This is a genomic window from Prevotella sp. kh1p2 (assembly GCF_900111525.1).
Taxonomy (GTDB): Bacteria; Bacteroidota; Bacteroidia; order Bacteroidales; family Bacteroidaceae; genus Prevotella.
The window spans coordinates 1-26,213 of record NZ_FOHY01000008.1 but is presented as its reverse complement, the minus strand read 5'-3'; the positions used below and the strand labels follow the sequence as shown (position 1 = coordinate 26,213).

Here is a 26,213-nt window from a genome sequence, read left to right as displayed (position 1 = left end):
TTGAACGATACCTTCAAGCCCCTTGAACGGCATCACCAAGCCCCCCACTCCTAACCCCTTGATTACCAGTAGTAAAGCTCCCTCCCCTTCGGGGAGGGCGGGGGGGAGAGGTTCTTATTCCTGCTTGATATTCTTCACCGGGTTCTCGTTGGCCGCCATATAACTCTGTACGGCCACCGCGCAGAAGCTGATGAGCAGCACGATGGCGCCCGCCAGAGGCACGAAAGGCCACCAGGTAATGCGGTAAGAGTACTGACTAATCCACTGGCTCATGAAGTACCACACCACCGGAACGGCCACCACGAAGGCCACGCCCACGTAAACGAGGAACGAGCGGATGAGCCTTGCGCGTATCTGCCGCCCCGTGGAGCCGAACACCTTGCGCAGGGCTATCTCCCTGCGGCGCTGCTGGATGAAGTACGTTGACATGGCCACGAGCCCCAGAAGCGAAATAACAATGGCGATGAAAGCAAAGAGCGACACGATGCGTGATGTGCGTATCTCGTCCTCAAAGTCCTCTTGCGTAATCTCGCTCACGAACGGATGACGCTGGTCAAGCTCCTCATGGAACACCTCTTTATATATCTTGCTGATGGAACGGTAAGCATCAACGGGGTCACCCTCAACCTGTATGGTCACTGACCACGGCTCTTCGACCTTGTCCTGGATGCAAACCAGCATCGGGCCGTTACTTTCATCGGTGATGTTATGAATGTGGAAGTCGTTCAGCACACCGCCGAAAGCGGCTTCCTTGGGGAACCCGTAGAAGCCAATCTTCTGGTATTCGGCGCTCATGTGGCTGTCCGTAGCCTTCATCTTGAGCGGTCCGAGGGCCGCTTCGTTGAGGTACACCACCGGCCGATGGGCCACATGGTGGTTTGTCTTGAGCGTAAGGCCGTAGATGTTCAGGAACTCCGGCTCGCCGATAAACATCTGGTACGAGGTCTTAACGTCCTTCTCAACCACGGTGTTGTTGTTTCCTCCGTCCTGTGGTGCACCCTTAGAAGGCACCACGCGCTTAACTCCGGGCAACTGGCGGAGGCGATCCAGGAAGACGGGAAAGTCCTTGCTGCCGAACACCTGGCCCTGATAGAGGCAGATGAGGTTATCGGTCCGGAAGCCCAGAGGTGCCCTGACGAGGTGCAGCATCTGTGCAGTCATGATGAGCGAGCAGGCCAGCATGACGATGGTAACGGCGTTCTGCAGCGTGATAAAGACCTTGCTGAGCACCATCTTGGTACGCCGGCGGAAGGTTCCACGTACCACTTCAATGGGCCGGGCCTTAGACATAACGTAGGCGGGAATGACCCCCGAGAGCACTCCTACTGCCAAGGCAAAGCCCAACATCAATGCAATGACGGCCGGACGGGCCAGAACGTGCATCTGCATGGGCACGTCGAGCAGTCTTCCTGCTGCCGGGGCAAAGGCCAGGGCCAAGCCAACGCCCATGCAGAGTGAGAGCAGGCAGAGCATGGTACTTTCCAGGATGAGCTTCTGCATCACGCCACCACGCGACGAACCGAACAGCCTCCGCGTGGCCATCTCGCGCGAACGGTAGCCCGACTGCGCCACAGTAAGGTTCATGTAGTTCATGATGGCGAAGACAAGAATTACCAACCCGACGCCGAAGAGGATGTTAACGAGCTTGCTGTTGCCCTGCCGCAGGTTGTCGTTACCACTCTCGCCACGGGTAAAATAGAGCTTGTTGAGTGGTATGAGACACACCTGGCAGTGGAACGCATCGCCGTTGAAGGTGGGCCAGAAGCTGTTAACAAACTTGGTGAACTCCTTCTCGCGCCCCATCATCCGCGTGCCCGGGCGCACCTGAACGAAGATACTGGAGCCCGTAAAGTTCACGGCACGGGGGAAAAACTCATCCATATCGGCCGAGTTAAAGGACTTCCCCCACGAGAAGTCGATAATCATTTCGACGTCGGAGTTAACTATCGTGTTGTCGAAATCGGGCACCACGCCCGTTACATGGAACCGAACAGAGTCGTTCCACACTATCTCGCGGCCCAGCACATCATCCGTTCCGAACATGCGGCGGGCCATACTTTGCGTCACCACGGCGTTGTTCTTCTCTTTCAGACACGTGTTCCGGTCGCCTTGCAGGAGTGGGAAATCGAACATGGAGAAAAAAGTAGAGTCCGTTCTCAGGACCGTTGCGTTGTGAAACAGGCCGCTGTAGCTCAGCCGCATCTCGCCTACAACGAAGCCGCAGGTCTGTTCCACCTCCGGATAACTCTGCCTGAAGTGGCGCAGCAGGGCGTGGTGAGAGCCCTTGACGGTAACTCCCTCGTCGGTGAAGGTGGTACCTATCATGTAAATACGGTCGGCTTTACGGTGCTGGCGGTCGATGCTGAACTCCTGCCAACTGTAAACACCGATGAGGATGACGAACATCAGCGAGACCGAAAGACCGAAGACGTTGATGGCGGTGTAGCCTTTGTTGCGCGAGAGGAACACGAAGTAGCTCCTCCCCGCTCCCCGCAGGGAAAGCCAATCGGCAGCTTTGCGCCCGTTATTGTTTGTTGTTTGCATAGTCAAAATATATTAGTTGTTTCACGTCTTTTGTCCGTCCGTATTCTTGAAGCTATCCTTTAAGCCTCTTGAACGATACCTTCAAGCCTCTTGAACGGCATCATCAAGCCCCTTGAATGGCATCATCAAGCCTCCCACTCCTAACCCCTTGATTACCAGCAGCAAAGCTCCCTCCCCTTCGGGGAGGGCGGGGGGAGAGGTTCTTACTCCTGCTTGATATTCTTCACCGGGTTCTCGTTGGCCGCCATATAACTCTGTACGGCCACCGCGCAGAAGCTGATGAGCAGCACGATGGCGCCTGCCAGGGGCACGAAAGGCCACCACGTAATGCGGTAGGAGTATTGACTTATCCACTGGCTCATGAAGTACCACACCACCGGAACGGCCACCACAAAGGCCACGCCCACGTAAACAAGGAACGAGCGGATGAGCCTTGAGCGTATCTGCCGGCCCGTGGAGCCGAACACCTTGCGCAGGGCAATCTCCCTGCGGCGCTGCTGGATGAAGTACGTTGACATGGCCACGAGCCCCAAGAGCGAAATAACAATGGCGATGAAAGCAAAGAGCCGCACGATGGTAGCTATGCGCGTTTCGGCCTCATACTCTGCTTCTATCTGCTGGTCGATGTAGGGATGCTCCTCGTCGAGCGTGGTGTTGAACACCTGCTTGTACACTTTTCGCACCGCTTCGTAGCCCTCCACGAGGTCTCCCTGTATGCCGATAACGGTAGACCAGGGCCTAAAATCCTTGCGGTTCTTGACCCACAGCAGGAGCGGATGTTGCTCGCTGTCGAGCCCGCGGATATGGAAATCGGCCAAAACGCCGTCTATCGGCAGGCGTTTTCCTTCGTAGTCGTAAACAAACTTGCTGTTTATGGGCAGCCCTTCTTCGGCCAGCAACTGGCGGTTGGCGTACAACTTGCCGGGCAGGGTTACATCGGCAGGGCCGGTGGTCTTCAGTCCGAAGAGCTTCATGTACCGTTCGTCGCCTACGAGGTCCTGGCGTGAGATGGTCTTGCCCCTCACGTTGAAGGTGTTGTTATTGCCCCCGTCGTAGGGCGTACCGCAGCAAGGAGCAACGGCGGTTACCTGCGGCAGCCGCTCCAACTCGCTGTACCAGTGCTGCATCATCACGCTGTCGTTCGCGCTGCCGCTTACCTCCAGCAGTCCTGCTGTGTTGAAGCCGCGCGGTGCTGTTACCATGTGGCGTATCTGAGCGGACATGATGAAGGCCACGGAGATAAGCACGATGGTGATTGCATTCTGTATGGTGATGAACAGCTTGCTGAACTTTTGGCGGCTGACCTTGGTGAACGTGCCCCGTACTACGTCGATGGGGCGGGCACGGGAGATAAGCGTAGCGGGCACGACGCCCGAGAGCAGGCCCACCACCAAGATGAAGCACACGATGAGCAGCATGCTTGCAGGCCGCAGCAAGAGCTCCATGTGCAGCTCCGTATCGAGCAGTTTGGCCGCGTAGGGAGCCACCACAAGGGCCAGCAACACGGCCACCAGCATGGAGAACAGGCAGAGGATGAGGCTCTCTACAATCAGTCTTGCCACGATGCCGCTACGCTGCGAGCCCACCAAACGGCGTGTTGCCATCTCGCGGGCACGCCTGTTGGACTGCGCGGTGGTAAGGTTAATGTAGTTGAAGATGGAGAACAGCAGGATAACAAGCCCCGCCGCAGCGAGCGTACGCACCAGTTTGAGGTCGCCGTCACGCAGCGTATCGGTTCCAAGAGGGATGCCCGAGAAGTACAGTTTGTTGAAGGGAACGAAGAAGGTGTTTATCTTCACGTCCTCGTGTTGGAATATCCAGAAGAACTCCTTCTGGTAGGCGTCCATGTCGCGGACCTTGCTCATGAGGCTGGTACCGGGCTTGGCGAGGAACAGCACGTGCGCACCCGTGGCGTTGTTCATGCCCTTGGAGGTGAGCGAAGGGTTGAACAGTTCCACGTTCTCGAACCGTAGGTAGACGTCGGTAGGGTCGAGACTGGAGTTTTCTACCCGCTTCGCCACGCCCGTAATGCGGTAACGGGTATGCTCGTCGAACGACACCAGCTTGCCCATAGCCTGCTGGGGCGAGCCGTAGACCTTGCGGGCAAACTCGTCGCTCACCACGGCCTGCTGCTTCGTGGCAAGCGCCCGGCGGCGGTCGCCGCATACAAAGGGAATGTCGAACATATCGAAGAAGGTGCTGTCCGTAAAGGTTGTGATGTACTGAACGTACTGACCGTCGGCCATGAGCAGCGGTCTCTTGCCCGAAGCAAGGGCACACGAGCTCTCAATCTCGGGGTATCGGCTGGCAAAATGCTCACGTAGGTGCCAGTTGCCTCCCAGTGCCGGCTCGCCGTTCTGCGTGAGTCCGTACACGTAGATGCGGCCGGCCTTGGGGTATTGTTTATTGACCGAGAACTCCTGATACGTGTACACACCTATCAGGATGACGAACATGAGCGAGAGACTGAGCCCGAACACGTTGATGGCCGTGTAGGCCTTGTTGCGCGAAAGGAACACGAAATAGCCCTTCCACGTTCCCCGCAGGGAGAACAGACCGGCACTGCGGCGGCCTGGGTTGTTTACAGTTTGCATATTGTATTTATCTGATTATCTCTTGCTTTTTATCGAGTCACTTTGCCGAAACTTCCCTCCAAGCCTCGTATTCCTAACTCCTTATATCTCAATAGGTCTCCCTCCCCTTCGGGGAGGGACGGGGAGAGGTTTACTCGAGCTTCAGTATTTCGTTGTCCTTGTAGCTCTCGTAGCCGCTTACAATTACCTTCTCGCCCGGCTCCAGGCCCTCCAGCACCTCGTAATACTGCGGGTTCTGGCGGCCTATGCGTATCTTGCGGCGGTACGCCTTGCGGCCACTTTTGTCGACAACGAATATCCAGTTGCCGCCCGTAACGCTGTAGAAGGTTCCTTTGGGAATGATGACGGCCTGCTTGGCCTCGCCCAGCTGCAGGTCTACATAGTAGGTCTGGCCCGTGCGGATGTTGTGCGGACGGGCTCCGCTGAACACGAAATCTATCTTGAAGCGGCCGTCGCGCACCTCCGGATATACCTTCCTAACGGTCAGCCGGTACGTGTGGCCGTTCTGTTCGAAGGTTGCCGTGAGGCCTGCATGTACGCGGTCGATGTAATGCTCATCCACTTGCGCCTGCACCTTGTAGTCGCTCAGGTCGTTGATGACGCCTATCTTCTGTCCCGGCGATATGCTCTGGCCCAGCTCCACGTCGAGCAGGCCCACCTCGCCGTCTATGGCCGAGCGCACTTCGAGCTTGGCCTTGCGCTCGCGCACCAGCTGGACATTCTTCTGCATGGAGGCCAGGTTGTCGTTCATCTGGTCCATCTGCGAGCGGCGCAGCTGCCTGTCTTTGGCCAGGCGGCGCTGTATCAGCTCGTTCTTACGCACCGAGAGCTCGTAGTCTTCCTTAGCTTTGAGGTACTCCTCGCGCGAGTTCAGCTGTTCTTTTTGCAGCGAGTTCTGGTGCTGGTAGGCGCGTTTCTTGGTCGCCACGTCCTGCTCCAGCTGCAGTGCCTCGTTGCGGTTGTTGAGCTGGTCCTGCTCCATTGATATCTGGGTGTTGCGCAGCATGTCCTGCTTCTCGGCCAGTTCGCTCTCCGCATTCAGTATTTCGAGGTCGAGATTGGAGTTGGCCAGCCGCACGATGACATCGCCCTTGCGCACGTGGGTGCCCTCTTCGACCACCTTCTGCAGCACCACGCCGCCCTCCTGGGGCGATATCTGCACCACCGAGATGGGCACAACCGAGCCGTCGACGCTCACGTAATCGTCGAACTGGGCACGCTTCACGTCGCCTATACTCAGGCCGCGGCGCTCCACGCTGAGCGTTGACGTGAAGTTGGAAAGCGCCAACCAAACCAGCGCGGCCACGAAAACAAGGCCGCCGCCTACCCAGAGCCAGTACTTTCGGGGTATGATATACTTCTTCTGTTCTATCTTAATGTCCATAGTGGTTCACCTTTATAATAGTTTACGAGTTTCTGTTTGAGCACGAGCATGAGCTGCATCTGCAGCAGCCGGATGCGACTTTCGAGCAGCGTCTGGGCAGCAGTATGCAGGTCGAAGGTGGAGAGCATGCCCTCCTCGAACTTGCGGCGGCTCAGGTACCAGGCCAAGGAATCGGCCTCGGTCTTGCGCTCCATCTGCGCCACCTCGCGTGCATAGCCGTCGCGGTCCATCACGGCCTGGGCGATGTCGTCATGCAGTTTGCGCCTTGCTTCCTGCAAGCTGACCTGTGCCAGCCGGTAATCGGCCTTGGCCCTGCGGGCCTGTCGCCACGCCGCAGGATTGAAGACAGGAATGGAGAGGGAGAGGTAGACGTATTCGCCCATGTTGTTGTGGAACTGGGAGCCGAACGACGGCGCCCCCGCCCCTCCTGAGAGATTTTTATAGAAATTAGTGGCAACTCCTGCTCCAAGGCTGAGACGCGGCAACAGCGAGGCCCGTTGTTGGAGCCAGGTGAGGCGAGCGTTCTCCTCGTTGAATTCTTCCGACTTGACCGCCGGCGACAAGTGTGCAAACGATTGGTAAATGGCAGCAGCGTCGGCAACCATATCCACAGCCGGTAAAGCGGGCACCGAGGCCGTGTCGAGCTGCAAGCTGTCGGCCACGGGATAGTTCATGGCGGCCTTGAGTGCCAGCAGCTGCTGGCGGGCCAGGTTCTGCTGGTGCAGCAGGTTGTAGTCGTCTTCGGCCACCTGGCTCTGCAGCTGGGCCACGTCGGGGCGGCTTTTTTCGCCCAGCTCGAACAGTCGCTGCGTCTTGCGGAGCAGGGCCTGCGAGTCTGTCAGCTTCTCCCTGGCCAGCGAAATGCTGCGTTGGGCGTACACGGCATCCACATACTTGCCCATCACCTCAATGGCCTTGTCGTCCTGCACCTTCTGTATGGCGGTGGCGGAGTTGGCCCGTGCCAGCCTTGCCTGCCTGAAGGCGTTGATTGTACGGCCTCCGTCGAAGAGCGGCAGCGATGCAGCAAGCTGATAGTAGTTGTTGAATGTCGTTACATTATTATAGGTATTGGTTTCCGGGTCGATGTTACGTCCCCAGTTGTATTGCCCGCTCACCTGCGCTTCCAGCGTGGGCAGAAAGCCCAGAAGAGCAGCGCGGTAGTCGGTCTTCTTCTGCTTTGCCTCGATATCTTGGCGCTGTACGTCAGCCGAATGAACCACGGCGTACTGCATGCAGCGCTCCATCGTCCACGGCTCCTGGGCCGAGGCAGCGAGGCAGGTGATGCTCATCAGAAGGATGTTGATGGTCTGTTTCATACACAAATACCAATGCCAAAGCCGTGCCAAAATCGCAACAGGCTGGTTATCAGTATGTTTTAGGAAAAGCGTCTTTGCCTAACTGTCCAATTATTAGACACCATTGCCTAATTTTTAGACACTCCTTTATACTTTTCTACCTTATTATTAATGAATAAAAAGGAAACCACCCACCGGCAGAAAGGCTAACTGGTAACCTCCCCTTAGAAAGGGGAGGCGGAGGAGGGGATGACCACTTAGCAAGCTGTTGATAATCTGTAGGCAGTTAGCAGGTAATTTCCTGCTGTTATCATCCCCTCCTAACCTCCCCTTTCTAAGGGGAGGAAACGCTGGCGCACCATTGCTGCCAGCAGTTAGTTGTTATCCTATACCTTGCCAAAAGGCTAACTGGTATCCTCCCCTTGGAAAGGGGAGGCGGAGGAGGGGATGACCTCTTAGCAGGTCAACCATGACCTATCAATAGGCTAACCATTACTTGCTGCGGCATCATCCCCTCCTAACCTCCCCTTTCTAAGGGGAGGAAACGTAGGCCAAACCTCACCTATTATATATAAAGAGGTAAGCAACGAACAGCTGAAAGGGTAACCGGTAACTGCCCGAACAGCCTCTCCGGCACTGCCGACAAACAGCAATTTAACCCCCAACAGGCAGAAATTACGCGCTGCGATTAGGTTTTTGTGGGAAAAAAACGTATTTTTGCAGGCAAAGGCAAAGCACATGAACAAACAAGGAACCATACTTATTGTAGACGACAACCGCAACATCCTCACCACCGTAAAGATGCTTCTGGAGGATACCTTCGCACGGATTACCGCCATCGCCAGCCCCAACAACATCCCCGCACGGCTGCGCGAAGACCGCCCGGACGTAGTGTTGCTGGACATGAACTTCCAGAGCGGCATCAACAACGGTAACGAGGGGCTCTACTGGCTGCGCGAAATCAAGCGCCTGAGACCGCAGACGCAGGTGGTTCTCTTTACCGCCTATGCCGACATAGAGCTGGCTGTGACGGGCATCAAGGAGGGCGCCGCCGACTTTGTGATAAAGCCTTTCGACAACCGGAAGATGCGCGAAACGCTGCTCAACGCCTACCACAAGGTTACGCCACGGCCACAGACGGCGGGCAAGAGCAACATGGTGTGGGGCTCGAGCGCCGCCATGACCGACCTAAAGGTAATGGTGGAGAAGGTTGCCGGAACCGATGCAAACATCCTGATAACGGGAGAGAACGGCACCGGAAAGGAGGTGCTGGCCAACGAGATACACCTGCTGTCGCAGCGTTCGGATGCCCGGCTGATGCCCATTGATATGGGTGCAGTGAGCGAAACGCTGTTCGAGAGCGAGCTCTTCGGGCACATGAAGGGCGCTTTTACCGATGCCAAGGCCGACAAACCGGGCAAGTTCGAGCTGGCGGAGGGCGGCACCCTCTTCCTTGACGAGATTGGGAACCTCTCTTACAACCTGCAGGCAAAGCTGCTCACGGCCCTCCAGCGGCGCAGCATCGTGCGTGTGGGAGGCTCGCGGCAGATACCTATCAACGTGCGGCTCATCTGCGCCACCAACCGCGACCTGCAGCAGATGGTTCGCGAAGGCAGCTTCCGCGAAGACCTGCTGTACCGCATCAACACCATCCACCTGCACCTGCCGGCCCTGCGAGAGCGGCAGGGAGACATCGTGCCGCTGGCCCGCATCTTCCTTGAACGCTATGCCGGCATGTACAACAAGTCGCAAATGCGCTTCTCTCCGGCCGCCGAACGCAAGATTGACGCGCTGCCCTGGTACGGCAACATACGCGAGTTGCAGCACGCGGTGGAGAAGGCCGTCATCCTGACCGATGGCCCCGAGATAGGCGAAAGCGACATTGACGGCGACACGCCGGCCACCTCCGGCCGGCCCGAAGGCGCGCAGACCATTGACCAGATGGAGCAACGGCTCATCGAGAAGACCATAGCCGACTGCGACGGAAACCTCTCGCAGGTGGCCTCGCGGCTGGGTATATCGCGCCAGACGCTGTACAACAAAATCAAGCGTTACGGCCTCTGAACCCGCCGCAGCGCCCATCACAATCTGCTGACTCATGATTTACGTACTGCTGCTCATCATCCTGCTGCTCCTGATAGCTTACTTCAGGCTGTGGCGCCGCTACCACCGCAACATCCGCAAGGTGGCTTTCCTGTTCGATGCTCTTGACAGCGGAGACTACACTTTCCGCTTTACAGAGGGGCAGACCTACAGCGACGAGCGGCTGCTCAACGCCTCGCTGAACCGCGTGAAGCTGATTTTGCAGCACGCGAGGGACGAACAGAAGGAGCGCGAAAAATACTACGAACTCATCCTGAACTCGGTAGATACGGGCATACTCGTGGTCGACGAGGAGCGCGGTATCGTGCTGCAGCACAACCAGTCGGCCCTGCGCATGCTCAAGCGCGAGGCCATCAGCCACGTAAACCAGATAAAGGAGGCGCTGCAAGGCTTCTCTATCCGCGAGTCGCACACCGTACTCAAGGGCCGCCGGGTGCGCATCATAGGCTTCAGCGACATCAAGGGAGAGCTCGCGAACCAGGAGATTGACAGCTGGGTGAAGCTCATCCGCGTGCTTACTCACGAGATTATGAACTCCGTAACGCCCATTATATCGCTCAGCGACACCCTACTCAGCCATGCCGAAGGCGAGCAGCAGGAGGGCTTGCAGGTCATTAACCGGACGGGAAAGGAGCTCATCGCCTTCGTTGAAAACTACCGCAAGTTCACTCACGTGCCCGTTCCCAAACCCGAGCTGTTCTACGTCAAGCCTTTCATCGAGAGGATGCAGAGCCTCTGCAGGCAGTCGTTGCCCCCCACGGCCGCCATTACCGTGGAGGTTGAACCGGCCGACCTGCTGGTTTATGCCGACGAAGCGCTGGTGGCGCGCGTGGTTACCAACCTGCTCAAGAACGCCCGCCAGGCCATCAGCCCCGGCGGACACATAGCCCTGCATGCCTACACCAACGAGCAGGAACAGGTTATCATAGACGTGAGCAACGACGGAGCGCCGATACCGGACGACGTGGCCACGCACATCTTTGTGCCCTTCTTTACGACCAAAAAGGACGGAAGTGGCATCGGACTCTCCATCTCCCGCCAGATTATGCGCCTCTCCGGAGGCTCCATCAACCTTGTTTCAACGCCCCAGGACCTGATAACCACCTTCCGTCTTACTTTCAATTAACCCGCCCGAGTAACCATGAAAGTCAAGATGATACTGCCCTCGCTGGAGGAAGCCGACAGTCCTTACTTCCGTCCCATCAAGTATTCACTCTTCCCGCCCTTAGGCCTCGCCACGCTGGCTGCCTACTTCTCGCCCGATGACGAGGTGCAGATAGCTGACCAGCATGTGGAGAAGCTGCAGCTTGACGACCGCCCCGACCTGGTTTGCCTGCAGGTTTACATCACCAACGCCTACCGTGCTTACGCCATTGCCGACCACTACCGGCGCCGCGGCAGCTATGTGGCAATGGGCGGACTGCACGTAACGGCGCTGCCCGAAGAGGCGCTGCAGCATGCCGACACCATCGTTACGGGGCCGGGCGAGGAGGCTTTTCCGCGCTTTGTGGCCGACTTCCGTGCCCGCTGCCCGCAACGTGTCTACACGGCGCAGGTAAGGCAGATAACCGATATACCACCCATTCGGCGCGACCTCATACACCGCCGGCGCTACTTCGTGCCCAACTCGCTCGTGGTAAGCAGGGGCTGTCCGCACCACTGCGACTTCTGTTACAAGGACGCCTTCTACTCATCAGGACGCAGTTTCTACACCACCAGCGTTGACAGAGCCCTGCAGGAGATAGACAGCCTGCCAGGTCGGCACCTCTACTTCCTCGACGACCACCTGCTTGGTAACCCCGTTTTTGCTCGCCAACTGTTTGAAGGTATGCGCGGAATGGGCCGAGTATTCCAGGGAGCAGCCACGGTGAAGTCCATCCTTGAGGGCGACCTGATAGAGCGGGCACGCGATGCAGGGCTGCGGAGCATATTCGTTGGCTTCGAGACTTTTTCGCAGGAGAACCTCCGAAGCGAGCATAAATACCAGAATCTGGCACGCGATTACGCCGCCTGTGCCCACCGTCTGCACGACTTGGGCATCATGATTAACGGCAGCTTCGTGTTCGGCATGGACCATGATGATGCCGACACCTTCCGCCGGACGGTAGACTGGGCGGTGGAGCACGCCATCACCACTGCCACCTTCCACATCCTTACGCCCTACCCCGGCACCCGGCTATACCAGCGGATGGAGGCCGAAGGGCGCATCGTGACCCGCGACTGGAGCCGCTACGACACGCGAACGGTGGTGTACAAAACCCGCGGTCTGACGCCCGAAGAGTTGAAGCGCGGCTACGACTGGGCCTATTCGGAGTTCTACCGGTGGAGCAACATCTGGCGTGCCTGCCGCCACGACGACACCCTGGAGCACCGCACAGCCCACCTGCTCTACACGGGCGGCTGGAAAAAGTTTGAGCCCCTGTGGAACTTCCTCATCCGTACGGGTGCCCTGAATGCCTCCCTCCCCCTGCTCGAGAACCTGCTCAAGCACGGCTAACGGCCCCCGGTCTGCATTCCGAAGACGCTAATTGAGAATTGAGAATGGACAATTGATAATTATGATTAGTCCGAATTGAGAATTGAAAATGGACAATGGATAATTATGATTAGTTCGAATTGAGAATTGAAAATGGACAATGGATAATTATGATTAGTCCGAATTGAGAATTGAGAATGGACAATTGATAATTATGATTAGTCCGAATTGAGAATTAAAATGGATAATTGACTATAATGATTTGCATGCTTCTAATACTCAACATCCTACACCCATCACCCCAAAAGTCACTCCATCATCACCCAACACCCAACACCTATCACCCGAAACCAATCGTTAAAGATTACCAATAGGTACCGGAAATCGGGGAATATTCAGTAATTTTGCAACGATGAAACATGTGGAGATGAAACGTATTTGGCGTGCATGGATACTCCTTTCGGTATTCGTGCCCATGCTGCTGGGCGCCTCTCTGCACGTGCACACTGGCCAACAGGCCGGCAACGTGCCGTGTGTGGAGTGCCTGCACCATGTTCACCACGCCCCGCACATCACCTCCCAGAGCCACGGCATGGCCGAGTGCCTGCTCTGTCAGTTCCTGGCGCTGCCGTTTCTCGCAGTCTCAACGGCCGTTGTAGCCGTATTCCTCACAGCCCGCCACGTGGCTCCGCCGGCCGTGGAGAGCAGCATGCTGCTCCGTCCAAGGCTGGTTCCGTCGGGCCGGGCGCCCCCAACAGAGCCCTTATTCCCCGCTTTCTGCTAAGCGCAGAAAGCCTTATTACAACCTTTCCGGGACGATGCACGCCATCGCCCCATAACCATCGTATTTAAAGAATAAGGACATGAAAAAGCTAATTGTCATGTTGCTGTTCGCCTGCTCGCTGCTGCCCGTAGTGGCAGAGCCGGTGAGCCGTACGGCAACTCTATCGGGTACCGTCACCCATTCAGAAGACGGAAGCGCGCTGGTTGGCGCAACCATCTACTTTCCCGACCTGCAGACAGGCACCACTACGGATGTAGAAGGACACTACTCCATAGCCGGCCTGCCCCTGCGCAGCGTCACCATACAGGTTAGTTACATTGGCCACCAGACCATCATGCGGCAAATAGACCTCGCAACGACCTCGAGCATGGACTTCAGCATGCACGAGAGCAACGCCCAAATCAACGAGGTGGTGGTAACGGGAACCAACGGCAAGGCCCTGCTAAGCCACATGCCAACGCCCGTTGACGTCATTACGGCGGCACAGCTGGGGCAGTCGGCCTCCACCAACATCATTGACGCCATCGCCCATAAGCCCGGCATGGCGCAGATAACCACCGGTGGCGGCATCTCGAAGCCCGTTATACGCGGACTGGGGTATAACCGCATCGTGGTTGTTAACGACGGCGTAAGGCAGGAAGGACAGCAATGGGGCGACGAACACGGCATTGAGGTCGACGCCAACAGCGTAGGTTCGGTCGAGGTTCTCAAAGGTCCGGCGAGCCTGATGTACGGCTCCGATGCCATTGCCGGCGTGGTTATCTTCAACAATGTGCCCACATTGGCACAGGGAAAGATGCGCCTCACGCCCACCGCAGAGTACCAGACGAACAACGGACTCATCAACTATTCGCTCGACTTTGCGGGCAACAGCCACGGTATAGCATGGGACTGGCGCTGGAGCCAGAAGCTGGCACACGCCTACAAGAACAAGTTCGACGGACGCGTACTGAACTCACAGTTCCGCGACCAGGCGCTCTCGGGCCTGCTGGGAGTGAACCGCAGCTGGGGCTACTCGCGCCTGCATCTTAGCTACTACGCCATTACACCGGGCATCACAGAGGGCGAACGCGACGAAACTACAGGCCGGTTCCTCAAGCCCATCATCACTAACGGGGAGGCAAGCGAGGCCATCGCCACTGCCGATGACCTGAAAACCTACGGCCGGGGCATGCCTTACCAACGCGTGAAGCATTACAAGGCCGTTGCTGATAACGCCTTCTTCGTGGGCCCGGGCACGCTGAACGTTACCTTGGGCTACCAACACAACCGCCGCAGAGAGTTCGAGGAGGTGCTCACTCCCAACGAGAGCGGGCTCGACATGATGCTGCACACGGGCACCTATAATATATACTACGCCCTTACTCGGGCCAACGGGTGGAAGCTGAACGGCGGACTGAGCGGCATGTACCAGCGTTCGGTCAACAAAGGAGAGGAGTTTCTCATCCCCGATTACCAGCTCTTTGACGCCGGGGCCTATGTAACGACATCCTTCGGGGTGGGCCGCTGGAACGTGAGCGGCGGTCTGCGCGTGGACAACAGGCATGTTCACGGCTTCGCATTGGCCGACAGGTTCGCTGCTTTCTCACGCAACTTTACCGGCGTAACGGGCAGCATGGGCGCCGTGTACGATGTGGCCGACAACCTGCACCTGCGCCTCAACGTGGCCCGGGGCTACCGGGCGCCCAATATCAGTGAGCTGGCCGCCAACGGCGAACATGAGGGAACCTTCCGCTACGAGGTAGGAAACACCGACATGAAGCCCGAATACAGCTGGCAGGCCGACGCCGGACTGGACTACACATCGGCTAAGGTGACGGCCGGCATAGCCCTGTTTGCCAACTTCATTGACAACTACATCTTTGCCCACAGACAGCCGGGAGAGGAGGTGGAGGGCACGCCCGTGTTCCGCTTCACGCAGGGTTCGGCCCGCCTCATGGGCGGAGAGCTCACGCTGGACGTGCATCCCGTGGAGCGGCTGCACATAGGCAACGCCTTCTCTTACGTGAACGCAGTGCAGCGGCACCAGCCGGCAGACCGCAAGTACCTGCCCTTCACGCCCGCTCCGAGGTGGACTTTGGACGTGCGCTACGACCTCCTGCGCCACGGCCGCACGCTGAACAACGCCTACGTGAGGGCTGGCATGGAGTGCAACCTGCGCCAGCGGCACGCCTATACGGCCGACGGAACGGAGACGCCGACGCCCAGCTACACGCTGTTTGGCCTCTCCGCAGGCACCGACATCTGTCATCACGGCCGCACGGTGGCCACGGTAACGCTCTCGGCAGAGAACCTCTTGGACCGCGCCTACCAAAGTCACCTGAGCCGGTTGAAGTATGCGCCCGTGAACAACCTGACCGGCCGCACCGGCGTTTACGACATGGGGCGCAACGTGTGCGTAAAACTCAATCTGCCGATTGAGTTTTAGATAATAGATAACAGATATCAGATAAAAGATATTTTTTGATGAGGATGGAGTTGGAAACTGCCATCCGTGGGTTACGGAGGCACCGTATCAGGTTGCTGAAAGGGTGCTTCGGGAACTTTCGACACTTGTCGCACGATGGTGTGACACCTGTCGCACGATTATTCGACACCTGTCAAAAGTTCCTGCCTCATCAATTTCTATCTTTTATCTGATATCTTTTATCTCTTATCTATTATCTTTTATCTCTTATCTATTATCTCCCTTCGCGTTTGGTTGCAGCCAGAACACGGCCGTGCGGGCCCCGAACGGCACGCGATACTGCGGCAGCGCCTGGGCGTTACGGCTCCAGCTGTCGATGCCACCCACACCTGCCTGCACGGCGTCGATGCAGAGCTGGGTGAACAAAGACTGCGGAACCTGGTACGGATGGCGCTGTTCTTTGGCGTCGCCGTCGTCAAGGTCGGCTGTGTTATAGTGCAGCGCCGAGGCCGAAAACAGCTTGTCGCTCGTTATGCACAGGCCTGTGCCGGCCGTGTTGGCCTGCTGCCACCAGCGAATGTCGGTCTTCGTGCCCGTTTCCTGTGGCCGCACGTAGGCGTGGAACTGCTCGTCGGCCGTCTGGTTGTAAAGACCCACCGTCTGCGAAGAGTTGCGGTCGGCGTAGTTCTCTATCGGTCCGCGGCCGTAGTAGCGGCTGTGGTCCATCTCGAACGGCATCTGCATGACCATGCCAAAGCGGAACATGGCCGGTGCCTGGGCACCTGCCTGCGGCTGCAGGCGCTGCTCCACGCGCACCACTCCATTGGAGCTTACGTTGTAGGTGAGCGTGAGGGAGGCCTTGACCTCGGGCATCTGGTAGGTTGCCGTAACCACGGCAGAGCCCTGCTCGCCCTTGTCGGCCTTCAAGCTCACGAGTTTCAGCTCGGGATTACGCCACACCTTGAAGGCGCGGTTGAGCCCGGAGCCCATGTCGTTGTCGGTGGGAGCGCGCCAGAAGTTGGGCTTCAGTACGCCTCCCTTGCCCAGCAGGCTGGCTCCTTTGTACTCGAAAGCCGACAGGAAGCCCGTCTGGCGGTCGAAACCGAGGCTGAACGTGCTGCCCGATACGGTAAGCACGGTCTTCTTCTGCTTCACGCTCACCTTGTCCTTGCCGGCATTTGCAACGGCCAGGGCCGGCGTGGCGGGCTGCCACTCCTGCACGGTGAGCTGGGCGTAGGCTATGCGCTGGCCGGCCGACATGAGCGGTTCGGCCTCCTTGAGGCAGTAGTCGAGGTTGAGCAACACCTCCTGCTGCGGGCTTATGCCGTCGAGTTTGTAAGGCAGATTGACGGCAATGGCCTGCTGCGGGGCGATGTTCAGGCTCTCTACGGTGCCGTGCTGCACGGCCTTACCATCCACCTGGAGCGTCCACTGCAGCTGTACGTTGTCCAGATTGCGGAAGAAGAACTCGTTCATTACGGCTATCTTGCCGGCCCGGAGGTCCATGGGCTTGGTCCAGATGTTCTGGTACTGGTAGGCTACCTCGTAGGCGTGAGGGTGCAGCTGGCGGTCGGCACCGATGATGCCGTTACAGTTGAAGTTGTTGTCAGATGGGTCGTAGGTGTTGTAATCGCCGCCGTAGGTGTACTCGGTCTTGGCCGACACCTGCGCTGCCCGCTGCTCCAGTTCCGACAGCGAGCGCTGTTTGAGGTCGGGCCGGCGGTGCAGCGCCTGGTCAACAAAGTCCCAGATAAAGCCTCCCTGATACTTGGGATACTTGCGAACGAGGTCCCAGTACTCCTTCAGTCCACCCGATGAGTTGCCCATGGTGTGGTTGTACTCGCACTGTATGAGGGGTTTCTGCGCGTCGGCAGCCTTGCTCTGGGCGTACTTTTCGCACGCCTCGGGCGACCAATACATGGGGCACCTGATGTCCGTATTCCTGCCGCTGCCGGCCTGCTCCCACTGAATGGGGCGGCTGGGGTCCTGACTCTTCACCCAGTCATAGGCCGCCGAGAAGTTCGGACCGTCAACTGTCTCGTTGCCCAAGCTCCAGTAAATGATGCTTGGATGGTTGAACTGCACGCTGACATTGTGCTGGTTGCGCTGCAGTATCTGGAGAGCAAACTGGGGTTTCTTGGCTTCCGAGGTTGCCGCATAGCCCAGTCCGTGGCTCTCCTGGTTGGCTTCGGCGCACACGTAGAGGCCGTACTCGTCGCAGAGGTCGTACCAGAGCGGGTCGTCGGGATAGTGGCAGGTGCGCACGGCGTTGATGTTGAGGCGCTTCATGATTTGGATATCCTGTATCATACGCTCGCGGCTGACCACGTAACCGCCATCGGGGTCCATCTCGTGGCGGTTCGCTCCCTTGATGTAAACGGCCTTTCCGTTTACCAGCAGCTGCGAGTTCTTGATTTCGACCTTGCGGAATCCCACCTTCTGTGTTATCACCTCGACGGGGCGGTTGCCTTGTCTGACGGTGGCCACGAGGGTGAAGAGGTAGGGGTCTTCGGCCGTCCAGGTCTTCACGTTGCGCACGCTGAAGTGCACGTTGCCGTGGCGGTAGCCGCGAAAGTTGGTGGTGTTGCTGCCCACCTCCACGCCGTTGGCGTTCAGCAGGCGGAAGTCTATCACCGGTCGGCCCTTCACCTCGCAGGCTATGTCGAGTTCGCCGTCCTGGTAGTTGTTGGTCAGGTCGGGCGTTAGTCGCAGGTTCACCAGCTGCGTGTTGCGGTCGCGGGCGTAGAGATAGCTTTCACGCGCCACGCCCGAGAGGCGCCAGAAGTCCTGGTCCTCGCAGTAAGAACCGTCGCTCCAGCGGAAGGTCTGGAAGGCTATCAGGTTGCGGCCGGGCTTCACGTAGGGCGTGATGTCGAACTCGGCGGCCACCTTCGAGTCCTCTGAATAGCCCACGAAGCGACCGTTCACGTAGAGGTAGATGTTGGAAGTAACCGAACCGAAGTGGGCGACAACCTGCCGGCCGTCCCACCCTGCGGGCAGGTCGATGTAGCGGCGGTACGAACCCACGTGGTTGTCCTTTACGGGCACCTCGGGCGGATTGTCATTGAAATGGCCGTTCCAGGCATAACCCACGTTCTTGTACACAGGGTCGCCGAAGCCGTTGAGCTCCCACATGCCCGGCACCTTCATCACCGCCCACGACGAGTCGTCCAAATCGGTCTTGTAAAAGTCGGTGGGCCGCTGGTCAGCATGCTCCACCCACTTGAATTTCCAGTCGCCTTCCAGAGAGAGATAGTTGTCCGAACGGGTGATGTCACCCTTCAAGGCTTTGTCTGCCGACTCGTAAGCAAAGTAGGAGGTGTGCATGGGATAGCGGTTCACCTCATTGACCTGCAGGTCGTGCCACTCGGTAAAAGCCGGCTCATCGGTCTGTGCCGCCACGGGCAAAACACCCGCCAGAAGAGCGGAAACGACAAAAAGTATCTTTTTCATAAATAGCTATATAGTTTGACTTTCATGCTTATTAACAAAGACATCGCGCAAGGCAGCCGCCCCGTTGGCCGCTACCTGTTGCAAAGATACAATAAAGAAATGAAAGCGGAAACAGAAACGCAGAAAATATTCAGCCACCCCCGCGGGAGCCCCTGCTGGCAGGGGGCTGTGCAGGACATGCCGTTCAAGGAGCTTGAAGGATAGCTTCAAGGCGCCCGAACGATAGCTTCAAGAGGCTTGAAGGATAGCTCCAAACTGGCGAGAGGGGGAACCCACCCCGGCTCTACCAATGGAGAGAGGCTGCTGCCGGTAAGAGAAAAGAGGAAAAGGGGGAGCCTACCCCTGCCCACCCAAAGGGAGGGAGCACTGCGATATATAAGAGGTGGATAAGAGAAAAGACTGTTGTTTTTGTCCCAACTCAATCCATGTGATAAGTACTTCCTCCCTTCGGGAGGGCTGGGGTTGGTTTTTCCTCCCCTTAGAAAGGGGAGGTTAGGAGGGGATGATTTCTTCCTCAAGGTGGCAAGTTGTAGCTTTCAAGTCATCCCCTCCTCCGCCTCCCCTTTCCAAGGGGAGGATACCAGTTAGCCTTGTGGGTGCCCCCTTGCTTTTTGTTCATTGCTATCGGCGGTGGTGGCGTAGCGGTTCCTCCCCTTGGAAAGGGGAGGTTAGGAGGGGATGATTTTCCTTGCAGCTTTGCTATTTCCTGCTATCAGGTCATCCCCTCCTCCGCCTCCCCTTTCCAAGGGGAGGATACCAGTTAGTCCTTCTGCAAACCGCTGCTTACACATATCTACTAACAGACAACCAAACAGCAGCTGAAAAATTACGCTGTTACTCTGTCTTTCATCAGCAACAGCTAACTGGCAGCAAGTTCGAAGCAGCTGAAAAATTACTCTGTTACTCTGTCTTTCATCAGCAACAGCTAACTGGCAGCAAGCTCGAAGCAGCTGAAAAATTACGCTGTTACTCTGTCTTTCATCAGCAGCAGCTAACCTGCAGCGGCAGTGCGGCAGTGGTTCGGGAATGATGAGGGGGACGATAAAGGGTGGAGAAAACAAGCAGAAAAGGCGGCGCACCACACTTCAGGGCAAAAAAAATGGGGCTCCGCCGAGTCCCAACCTTGTTAACCTTAAATCTAATACTATGAAAAACACATTGCAAATATAAACATGTTAGCGCAAACAACCAAACAAACAGAAAGAAAAAACGGCAGTTTTGTTCATTTCTTGACATAAATCAAGCCAAGGCGAAGAATTTTAGCCGAAAAGTTGCTCCGTATTAAAATAATGCCTATCTTTGCAGACGAATAAGGACATTAATCAGACATAAGAAATAGGATACGGAATTCCGACAACACCGAAAGCTGTCGGAATTCTTCATTTTTCATGTCCGACGAAAAACGGTTACAAACAGTTTAAAACAATAACAATTATGGCTTACATGTCACAAGAAGGCTACGACAAGCTCGTGGCTGAGCTCCGTGAGCTCGAAACAGTTGAACGCCCCAAGGCATCGGCCGCCATCGCAGAGGCTCGCGACAAGGGCGATTTGAGCGAAAACTCAGAATATGACGCCGCCAAAGAGGCACAGGCCCACCTCGAAGATAAAATCAACAACATCAAACTGGCCATAGCCGAGGCCAAGATTGTTGACGTATCGCGCCTGAAGACGGACGCCGTGCAGATACTCTCGAAGGTGGAAATGACCAACATGGCTACCGGCAAGAAGATGACCTACACCATCGTGAGCGAGAACGAGGCCAACCTGCGCGAAGGCAAGATATCTATCAAGACGCCTATCGCACAGGGACTGCTGAACAAGAAGGTGGGCGACATCGTCGAGATACAGATACCGCGCGGCACAACAAAGCTGCGCATTGACAAGATAAGCATAGAAGGTTAAACCTCCCGAGCCCTTGCCACCCGCAACAAGAGCCCGAGGAACAAAACAAGAGAACCATGAGTACAGTGTTTTCGAAGATTGCCGCTGGCGAAATTCCCAGCTACAAGTGCGCCGAGAGCGACAAGTTTTACGCTTTTCTCGACATCAACCCGGTGGCCAAAGGCCACACGCTCGTCATTCCGCGCAAAGAGGTTGACTACTTCTTTGATATGGACGACAACGACCTGGCTGAGTTCCAGCTCTTTGCCAAGAAGGTGGCCACGGCGCTGAAGGCGGCTTTTCCGTGCAGGAAAGTGGCCCAGGTAGTGCTTGGACTCGAAGTTCCGCACGCCCACATCCACCTCATCCCCATGAACAGCGAGGCCGATGTGGACTTCCGCAAGGAGCATCTCAAATTCTCGGACGAGGAATTCAAGGCTATCGCCAAAAAGATTGAGGAGAGCCTGCCATAGGGGTCTGACAGTAAAAAAGCCTCCCCTAACCCTCCCTTTGGGAGGGAACGAAGAAGCTACCCCTGCCCGCCCAAAGGAGCGGATGAAAAGAGAAGAGCCACGCCAAAGCAACTTAAAGACTTTGGCGTGGCTCTACCTTATTATATATAGGGAGCAGGCAATGCCACGGTCCCACCCTCCCACTCCTTCTGAAAGGGCCGGGGAGGGGTTCTTCCACCTATGTGCAGAGCCAAGGATAATACCCCCCTCCCCTTCGGGGAGGGCCAGGGAGGGGTTTTCCACTTGTGTGCAGAGCCAAAGAGAAAGTCCTCCCTCCCCTTCGGGGAGGGCCGGGGAGGGGTTCAATAACTATGCGTTATCTCCTGCCAGTTGCCGTCAGCCGAGAGTGTAAACGTGATGTCGCCGGTCTGGGTGGTGCCGTCAAAGAACTGGCCGCTGTACTTTGAAATCCATCCCAGCTGTACGGGAACGGCCTCGAACAGCTTTTCGGCCACCGTGGTGCCGGCGGCATCAAGGGCCGTTACGGTCATCTTGAGTTCTCCCTCGTCGGCATGGGGGAAGGTGAACACGTCGAACTGGCACGGCTTACCGGCCATCTCGGCCGTCACCCCGCGGTATTCCGTCTGACGGGAGTCCACACATCCGCGCCCCGTAATGGCATTGAGGGTGGAACTGCCGCCAGTATAGTAGAACTTGAACTGCTTCACGCTGGCCGGCACATCATCGGTTATCACGAGGCGGAACATGGCTACGGCACGCTTCAACTCCAGCGCGTAGCTCCTGGCATCGGTCACCTCGATGTCCTCACAGCAGTAAAAGGTATCGGTAACTTTGTTGTCGGGGAACTTTATTTTTTCCGGGTCGGTAACTGAAACGGAGCCGTTGCCGTTGTGGGCTATCACCACCACGCGGTAAGAACCTTGCGGCAGCGACACGCCGAAGGTGCCGAAAGATTTATCGGTCGATGTCTGCGAGACGCTCTTCACCCTGCTGCCGCCGGCATCGAAGATGGCAAACGTAAGGCGCGAGCAGAGCTCACTCACCTCGGTTGCGGCGCGCGACTTGGCCTGGGCGCCGTCGAAGGCTATCTGTTCAAAGCGTGATATCCGGAGCTCTATCCTCACCCCATTCTCCGGTTCGGGCTCATCGCCGTCGTCGCCGAGGTTCGCCTTCTCGCAGGATGAACACACACAGGACGCCAGGAGGAGCAGGACGCCCATCAGTTGTAACTTTCTCATGGTCTTTACTGTATTGGTTTCGGGTTCGTGGGAGGCGGCTCAGATGTAGTCGTCGCCCTTCTTCATCTGCACTTCATTCACGTACTTGCGCACCAAAGCCGACGAGTCCTCTTTCTTGCAGATGAGCAGCACGTTGTCCTTCTCGGCCACGATGAAGCCTTCGAGACCGTTGATGACGGCAAATTTGCCCTTGGGCAGCTTGATGACATTGTTGCTCGAATCCTCAATCATCACGTCGGAGTCTATCACGACATTGTCGTCCGGGCCCTTGCGCATGGCCTCGTAGATGCTGTGCCAGGTGCCTATATCGGCCCAGCCAAAATCGCATTTCATCACGTAGGCATCTTCCGACTTCTCCAGAATGCCGTAGTCGATGGAGAGATTGGGGTACGAGGGGAAGTTCTCATGTACGAACTTGCTCTCCTCCTCAATCGTCCAGTCGGGTTTCACGGCATCGAGATTGCGCAGCACCGAGGGCAGAATGGAAAAGAAACTGCGGCCGAGAAAGTGGGTGTTGGAAAGGAATATGCCCGTGTTCCAGTAGAATTCACCGCTGCTCATGAACATTTTGGCAAACTCACGTTCGGGCTTTTCCGTGAACGACTGCACGCGGTAAACGTCGTGGGCCGCCTCGTCGCCCAGCTGGATATAGCCGTAGCCGGGCTCGGGACGCGTAGGTTTAATGCCCATGGAGAGCAGGCAGTCGCGCCGATCCACGAAGTCGAAGCCCTCTTCCACGTTCTGGCGGAATGCTTCCTCGTTCAACACAATCTGATCAGAGGGCGTAACAATCAGGTTGGCGTCAGGGTTCAGCCTGTTGATGCGGTGCGTAGCCCACGCCACACTCGGAGCCGTGTTGCGGTGGATGGGTTCGGCCATGATGTTGTCGGCCGGCATTTCGGGCAGTTGCTCCTGCACTAAAGACAGATAGCTTACGTTGGTGTTCACGTAGATATGGTCGGGCGGCAGGATTTTTGCCATGCGGTCATAGGTTTGCTGCAGCTGAGTACGGCCGGTGCCAAAGAAATCTATGAACTGTTTAGGGTATCGGTCGCGGCTGCACGGCCACAGCCTGCGACCTTTTCCGCCGGCAAGGATCACGCAGTAGTTATTTGTTTTTATTGTCATAGCTTACAGATTTAAAATACAGCACGCTAATATACGCATTAAATATGACACCAACAAGATTTTATCATCTTTTAAATGACTAAATCGTTAAAACCTCTTCACCCCACCGCTCCACGAAAACAAACGCCCCGCTGCTACCCTTTGAAAGTTTTCGACGGATTTGTTTGCGCTTTCAGAAAAAACCCGTACCTTTGCATCCGTATTAAGCCCAGATGGCGGAATCGGTAGACGCGCTGGTCTCAAACACCAGTGGAGCAATCCGTGCCGGTTCGACCCCGGCTCTGGGTACAAGGGACCCTGAATTGAACTTTTCAGGTTCCCTTTTTCTTTTCTCTCCCCTTAACTTATTGGTTTCCATACATATTACGTCAAGCACTCGGTTGTACACAGTGGTTCGAAGTACATCGCCGGATAGCCGGATGCCTACATCGAACCATGTCCATCATTTGGTGCTTCTTTTCTGATAACTTGGTTCTTATCTCTTAATAATAGTTGAAAAATGCTGTTCTTCGCCAAATCTCTGTTATAGTTGCGACCATATCCCTTATCTTAGTCATTCAACTTGTAATGTCATGAAGATGATGGAAGATAGGATAAACGTGGTACTGTACTGCCGTGTAAGCAGTGATGAGCAGGCAGAAGGCAGCAGTCTGGACGAACAGGAGCGAAGGCTCCGCATGTACTGCGCATCTCTCAAGATGAACGTGCTGAAAGTATATAAGGACGACTCCTCGGCCAAGTACAACGACATCCGGCGCAGGCCGATGTTCGGAGAGATGTATGCGTATTGTAAACTGCACAGGCACCTGATTGCCAAGATACTGTTCCTAAGATGGGACAGATATACCAGGAACACGGAGTTTGCCTTTGTCTATAAGCGGAAGATAACGGATGAACTCGGCATAGAAATCAATGCCCTTGAATCACCGATAGACTTCAGGAGCACGGAATGGAGTCTCATGCTTGCCCTGCACTGTGGCATGGCGCATACTGAAGATAACAAGATATCCAGAAGAACCCTTGAAGGCATACACGGCACGCTGCTGAAAGGCAAATGTTCCAATCATGCCCCACGCGGATACAGGAACGTAAGGGACGGCAAGCACAACACACGGGTAGAGATAGACAAGAAGACGGCACCCGTCATTCAGGACATCTTCTATGAGGTTGCCTATTCTCCTCTTGCGCCCAATGCCATTTGCAGGAAGTACAACAAGCGGTATCATCTGCATATCAACAAAAACGCTTTCATGTATATGCTCCGTAATGTCTTCTACATCGGCAAGATACTCGTGCCCGCCTATAATGATGAACCGGAACAGATAGTGGAAGGGCAGCATGAGGGCATCATCAATCCCGTTATCTTCAAGGCCGTACAGGAAAGGATTGCATACAAGCCACAGATAAAGATAAGCAAGGCGGAGAATCCGGACCTGTTCCTCAAAAGGTACCTGCTGTGTCCCAAATGCGGCAGACATCTTACGGGCTACACCTGCAAGGGCAATGGCGGCTATTATACTTATTATTGCTGTTCACAGGACAAGAAGCATATCAATATCCGTGCAGAGAAAGCCAACAGCCTATTTATAGACTACGCGTGCTCCATTACACCCAATCCGGATATCCTGACACTGTTCAAGACAACAATCAAGGACATCTATGCCGAAGGGATAGGTAAGATAGACTGTAAGATGAGAGACAAGGCAGCGTTCCTGAAAGAGATACAAGCAAAGTTAGACGTTATAGATGACAAATACATGTCGGGTAAGTTATCCGATGACCAGTATCAGCGGATGAACGGCAGGTACCGGCAGGAGATGTTGCAGACACAGGACGAGATGGAGATGCTACGAAATCAGAGAGATACCGACATAGAGCCCATGCTGGATTATGCCTTCTGTCTGTTGTCCCATCTGAGAATACATCTTACCGATGCGCCGGTAGATTTAAAGATAAAGATATTGGGAGCTTTGTTCGATGTAGGCATCCAGCTATCCGGCGATGTACTTCGAACCACGATGTACAACCGGGTTCTTGATGTAATATGTATGGAAACCAACAAGTTAAGGGGAGAGAAAAGAAAAAGGGAACCTGAAAAGTTCAATTCAGGGTCCCTTTTCTTTCCTCTCCCTTCTTTTCTTATCAACAACTACATCGGTACTTGCGCCGGGATTGGCAAAACGAGTTTGACTGTAATTCATAAGGTATTGATGTGCGGAAAAATGGGACGGTGATTGATGGTTGCAGAAGTGATGAGCCGCTGAAGGCAGGCTCCGGAAACTGGTTGCCAAGTGGATGATATATAAACTGTGGGAAGTTTTGACACTTGTCGAAGATATGTGCGACAAGTGTCAAACAATCGTGCGACAAGTGTCGAAAGTTCCCGAAGCATGCCTTCAGCACTCCGACGCTGTCCTGTCCTGGATTTAGTTGACAGTTTTAGTAGTTAA

At 56.0% G+C, this 26,213-nt stretch carries 15 protein-coding genes and 1 tRNA gene; 9 read left to right on the top strand and 7 right to left on the bottom strand.

The genetic code is table 11. From position 1 onward, the window contains the following. Window positions 1-114 precede the first annotated feature (114 nt). From BMW31_RS06035 to BMW31_RS06020, 4 genes are all read right to left on the bottom strand, one after another. Window positions 115-2,544, bottom strand: coding sequence for an ABC transporter permease (locus BMW31_RS06035; protein WP_091822584.1), 2,430 nt, complete (start codon window positions 2,542-2,544; stop codon window positions 115-117). A 203-nt stretch (window positions 2,545-2,747) separates the two neighbouring features. Continuing rightward, on the bottom strand, window positions 2,748-5,138 hold the full coding sequence (locus tag BMW31_RS06030; protein WP_091822581.1) for an FtsX-like permease family protein: 2,391 nt from the start codon (window positions 5,136-5,138) through the stop codon (window positions 2,748-2,750). Window positions 5,139-5,268: 130 nt separating this feature from the next. After that, window positions 5,269-6,522, bottom strand: coding sequence for an efflux RND transporter periplasmic adaptor subunit (locus BMW31_RS06025; RefSeq protein WP_091822578.1), 1,254 nt, complete (start codon window positions 6,520-6,522; stop codon window positions 5,269-5,271). After that, window positions 6,507-7,838, bottom strand: coding sequence for a TolC family protein (locus tag BMW31_RS06020; protein WP_091822575.1), 1,332 nt, complete (start codon window positions 7,836-7,838; stop codon window positions 6,507-6,509). Before BMW31_RS06020 ends, BMW31_RS06025 begins: the two co-directional genes overlap by 16 nt. A 717-nt stretch (window positions 7,839-8,555) precedes the next feature. Between BMW31_RS06020 and BMW31_RS06015 the strand changes: the two genes are divergently transcribed. The 5 genes from BMW31_RS06015 to BMW31_RS05995 all read left to right on the top strand — a co-directional run bounded on the left by BMW31_RS06015 (window position 8,556) and on the right by BMW31_RS05995 (window position 15,608). After that, window positions 8,556-9,881: a sigma-54-dependent transcriptional regulator gene (locus BMW31_RS06015; protein ID WP_091822572.1), complete on the top strand. Its 1,326-nt coding sequence runs from the start codon at window positions 8,556-8,558 to the stop codon at window positions 9,879-9,881. A gap of 34 nt (window positions 9,882-9,915) precedes the next feature. After that, window positions 9,916-11,046, top strand: a complete 1,131-nt coding sequence (locus tag BMW31_RS06010; RefSeq protein ID WP_091822569.1) for a sensor histidine kinase — start codon at window positions 9,916-9,918, stop codon at window positions 11,044-11,046. Window positions 11,047-11,061: 15 nt separating this feature from the next. Next, window positions 11,062-12,417, top strand: a complete 1,356-nt coding sequence (locus BMW31_RS06005; RefSeq protein WP_091822564.1) for a B12-binding domain-containing radical SAM protein — start codon at window positions 11,062-11,064, stop codon at window positions 12,415-12,417. 406 nt (window positions 12,418-12,823) lie between these two features. Continuing rightward, on the top strand, window positions 12,824-13,180 hold the full coding sequence (locus BMW31_RS06000; RefSeq protein ID WP_143049159.1) for a hypothetical protein: 357 nt from the start codon (window positions 12,824-12,826) through the stop codon (window positions 13,178-13,180). A 79-nt stretch (window positions 13,181-13,259) separates the two neighbouring features. Then, on the top strand, window positions 13,260-15,608 hold the full coding sequence (locus BMW31_RS05995) for a TonB-dependent receptor (protein ID WP_091822557.1): 2,349 nt from the start codon (window positions 13,260-13,262) through the stop codon (window positions 15,606-15,608). A gap of 246 nt (window positions 15,609-15,854) precedes the next feature. On the opposite strand, the gene BMW31_RS05990 is transcribed toward BMW31_RS05995, so the two are convergent. Continuing rightward, window positions 15,855-19,040, bottom strand: a complete 3,186-nt coding sequence (locus tag BMW31_RS05990) for a glycoside hydrolase family 2 TIM barrel-domain containing protein (RefSeq protein ID WP_091822553.1) — start codon at window positions 19,038-19,040, stop codon at window positions 15,855-15,857. Window positions 19,041-20,474: 1,434 nt separating this feature from the next. Here BMW31_RS05990 and greA point away from each other — a divergent pair. Next, window positions 20,475-20,945, top strand: coding sequence for a transcription elongation factor GreA (gene greA, locus BMW31_RS05975; protein ID WP_091822540.1), 471 nt, complete (start codon window positions 20,475-20,477; stop codon window positions 20,943-20,945). A 56-nt stretch (window positions 20,946-21,001) separates the two neighbouring features. After that, window positions 21,002-21,397 (top strand): HIT family protein, encoded by a 396-nt coding sequence (locus tag BMW31_RS05970; RefSeq protein WP_091822537.1) that lies wholly within the window; start codon window positions 21,002-21,004, stop codon window positions 21,395-21,397. A 341-nt stretch (window positions 21,398-21,738) separates the two neighbouring features. Here BMW31_RS05970 and BMW31_RS05965 read toward each other — a convergent pair whose 3' ends face one another. Next, complete coding sequence (locus tag BMW31_RS05965) at window positions 21,739-22,635, bottom strand: FimB/Mfa2 family fimbrial subunit (RefSeq protein ID WP_091822534.1); 897 nt, start codon at window positions 22,633-22,635, stop codon at window positions 21,739-21,741. A 39-nt stretch (window positions 22,636-22,674) separates the two neighbouring features. Next, window positions 22,675-23,763: a mannose-1-phosphate guanylyltransferase gene (locus BMW31_RS05960; protein WP_091822531.1), complete on the bottom strand. Its 1,089-nt coding sequence runs from the start codon at window positions 23,761-23,763 to the stop codon at window positions 22,675-22,677. A 206-nt stretch (window positions 23,764-23,969) separates the two neighbouring features. On the opposite strand from BMW31_RS05960, the gene BMW31_RS05955 reads away from it, so the two are divergent. Both BMW31_RS05955 and BMW31_RS05950 read left to right on the top strand, forming a co-directional pair. Beyond that, window positions 23,970-24,051 (top strand) — tRNA-Leu (locus BMW31_RS05955). Window positions 24,052-24,335: 284 nt separating this feature from the next. Further along, window positions 24,336-25,997: a recombinase family protein gene (locus BMW31_RS05950; RefSeq protein WP_091822528.1), complete on the top strand. Its 1,662-nt coding sequence runs from the start codon at window positions 24,336-24,338 to the stop codon at window positions 25,995-25,997. Window positions 25,998-26,213: the final 216 nt, after the last annotated feature.

Coding starts and splice junctions, on each gene's coding strand:
- BMW31_RS06035 (WP_091822584.1), bottom strand. CDS start 2,544: ATGCAAACAACAAACAATAACGGGCGCAAAGCTGCCGATTGGCTTTCC.
- BMW31_RS06030 (WP_091822581.1), bottom strand. CDS start 5,138: ATGCAAACTGTAAACAACCCAGGCCGCCGCAGTGCCGGTCTGTTCTCC.
- BMW31_RS06025 (WP_091822578.1), bottom strand. CDS start 6,522: ATGGACATTAAGATAGAACAGAAGAAGTATATCATACCCCGAAAGTAC.
- BMW31_RS06020 (WP_091822575.1), bottom strand. CDS start 7,838: ATGAAACAGACCATCAACATCCTTCTGATGAGCATCACCTGCCTCGCT.
- BMW31_RS06015 (WP_091822572.1), top strand. CDS start 8,556: ATGAACAAACAAGGAACCATACTTATTGTAGACGACAACCGCAACATC.
- BMW31_RS06010 (WP_091822569.1), top strand. CDS start 9,916: ATGATTTACGTACTGCTGCTCATCATCCTGCTGCTCCTGATAGCTTAC.
- BMW31_RS06005 (WP_091822564.1), top strand. CDS start 11,062: ATGAAAGTCAAGATGATACTGCCCTCGCTGGAGGAAGCCGACAGTCCT.
- BMW31_RS06000 (WP_143049159.1), top strand. CDS start 12,824: ATGAAACGTATTTGGCGTGCATGGATACTCCTTTCGGTATTCGTGCCC.
- BMW31_RS05995 (WP_091822557.1), top strand. CDS start 13,260: ATGAAAAAGCTAATTGTCATGTTGCTGTTCGCCTGCTCGCTGCTGCCC.
- BMW31_RS05990 (WP_091822553.1), bottom strand. CDS start 19,040: ATGAAAAAGATACTTTTTGTCGTTTCCGCTCTTCTGGCGGGTGTTTTG.
- greA (WP_091822540.1), top strand. CDS start 20,475: ATGGCTTACATGTCACAAGAAGGCTACGACAAGCTCGTGGCTGAGCTC.
- BMW31_RS05970 (WP_091822537.1), top strand. CDS start 21,002: ATGAGTACAGTGTTTTCGAAGATTGCCGCTGGCGAAATTCCCAGCTAC.
- BMW31_RS05965 (WP_091822534.1), bottom strand. CDS start 22,635: ATGAGAAAGTTACAACTGATGGGCGTCCTGCTCCTCCTGGCGTCCTGT.
- BMW31_RS05960 (WP_091822531.1), bottom strand. CDS start 23,763: ATGACAATAAAAACAAATAACTACTGCGTGATCCTTGCCGGCGGAAAA.
- BMW31_RS05950 (WP_091822528.1), top strand. CDS start 24,336: ATGAAGATGATGGAAGATAGGATAAACGTGGTACTGTACTGCCGTGTA.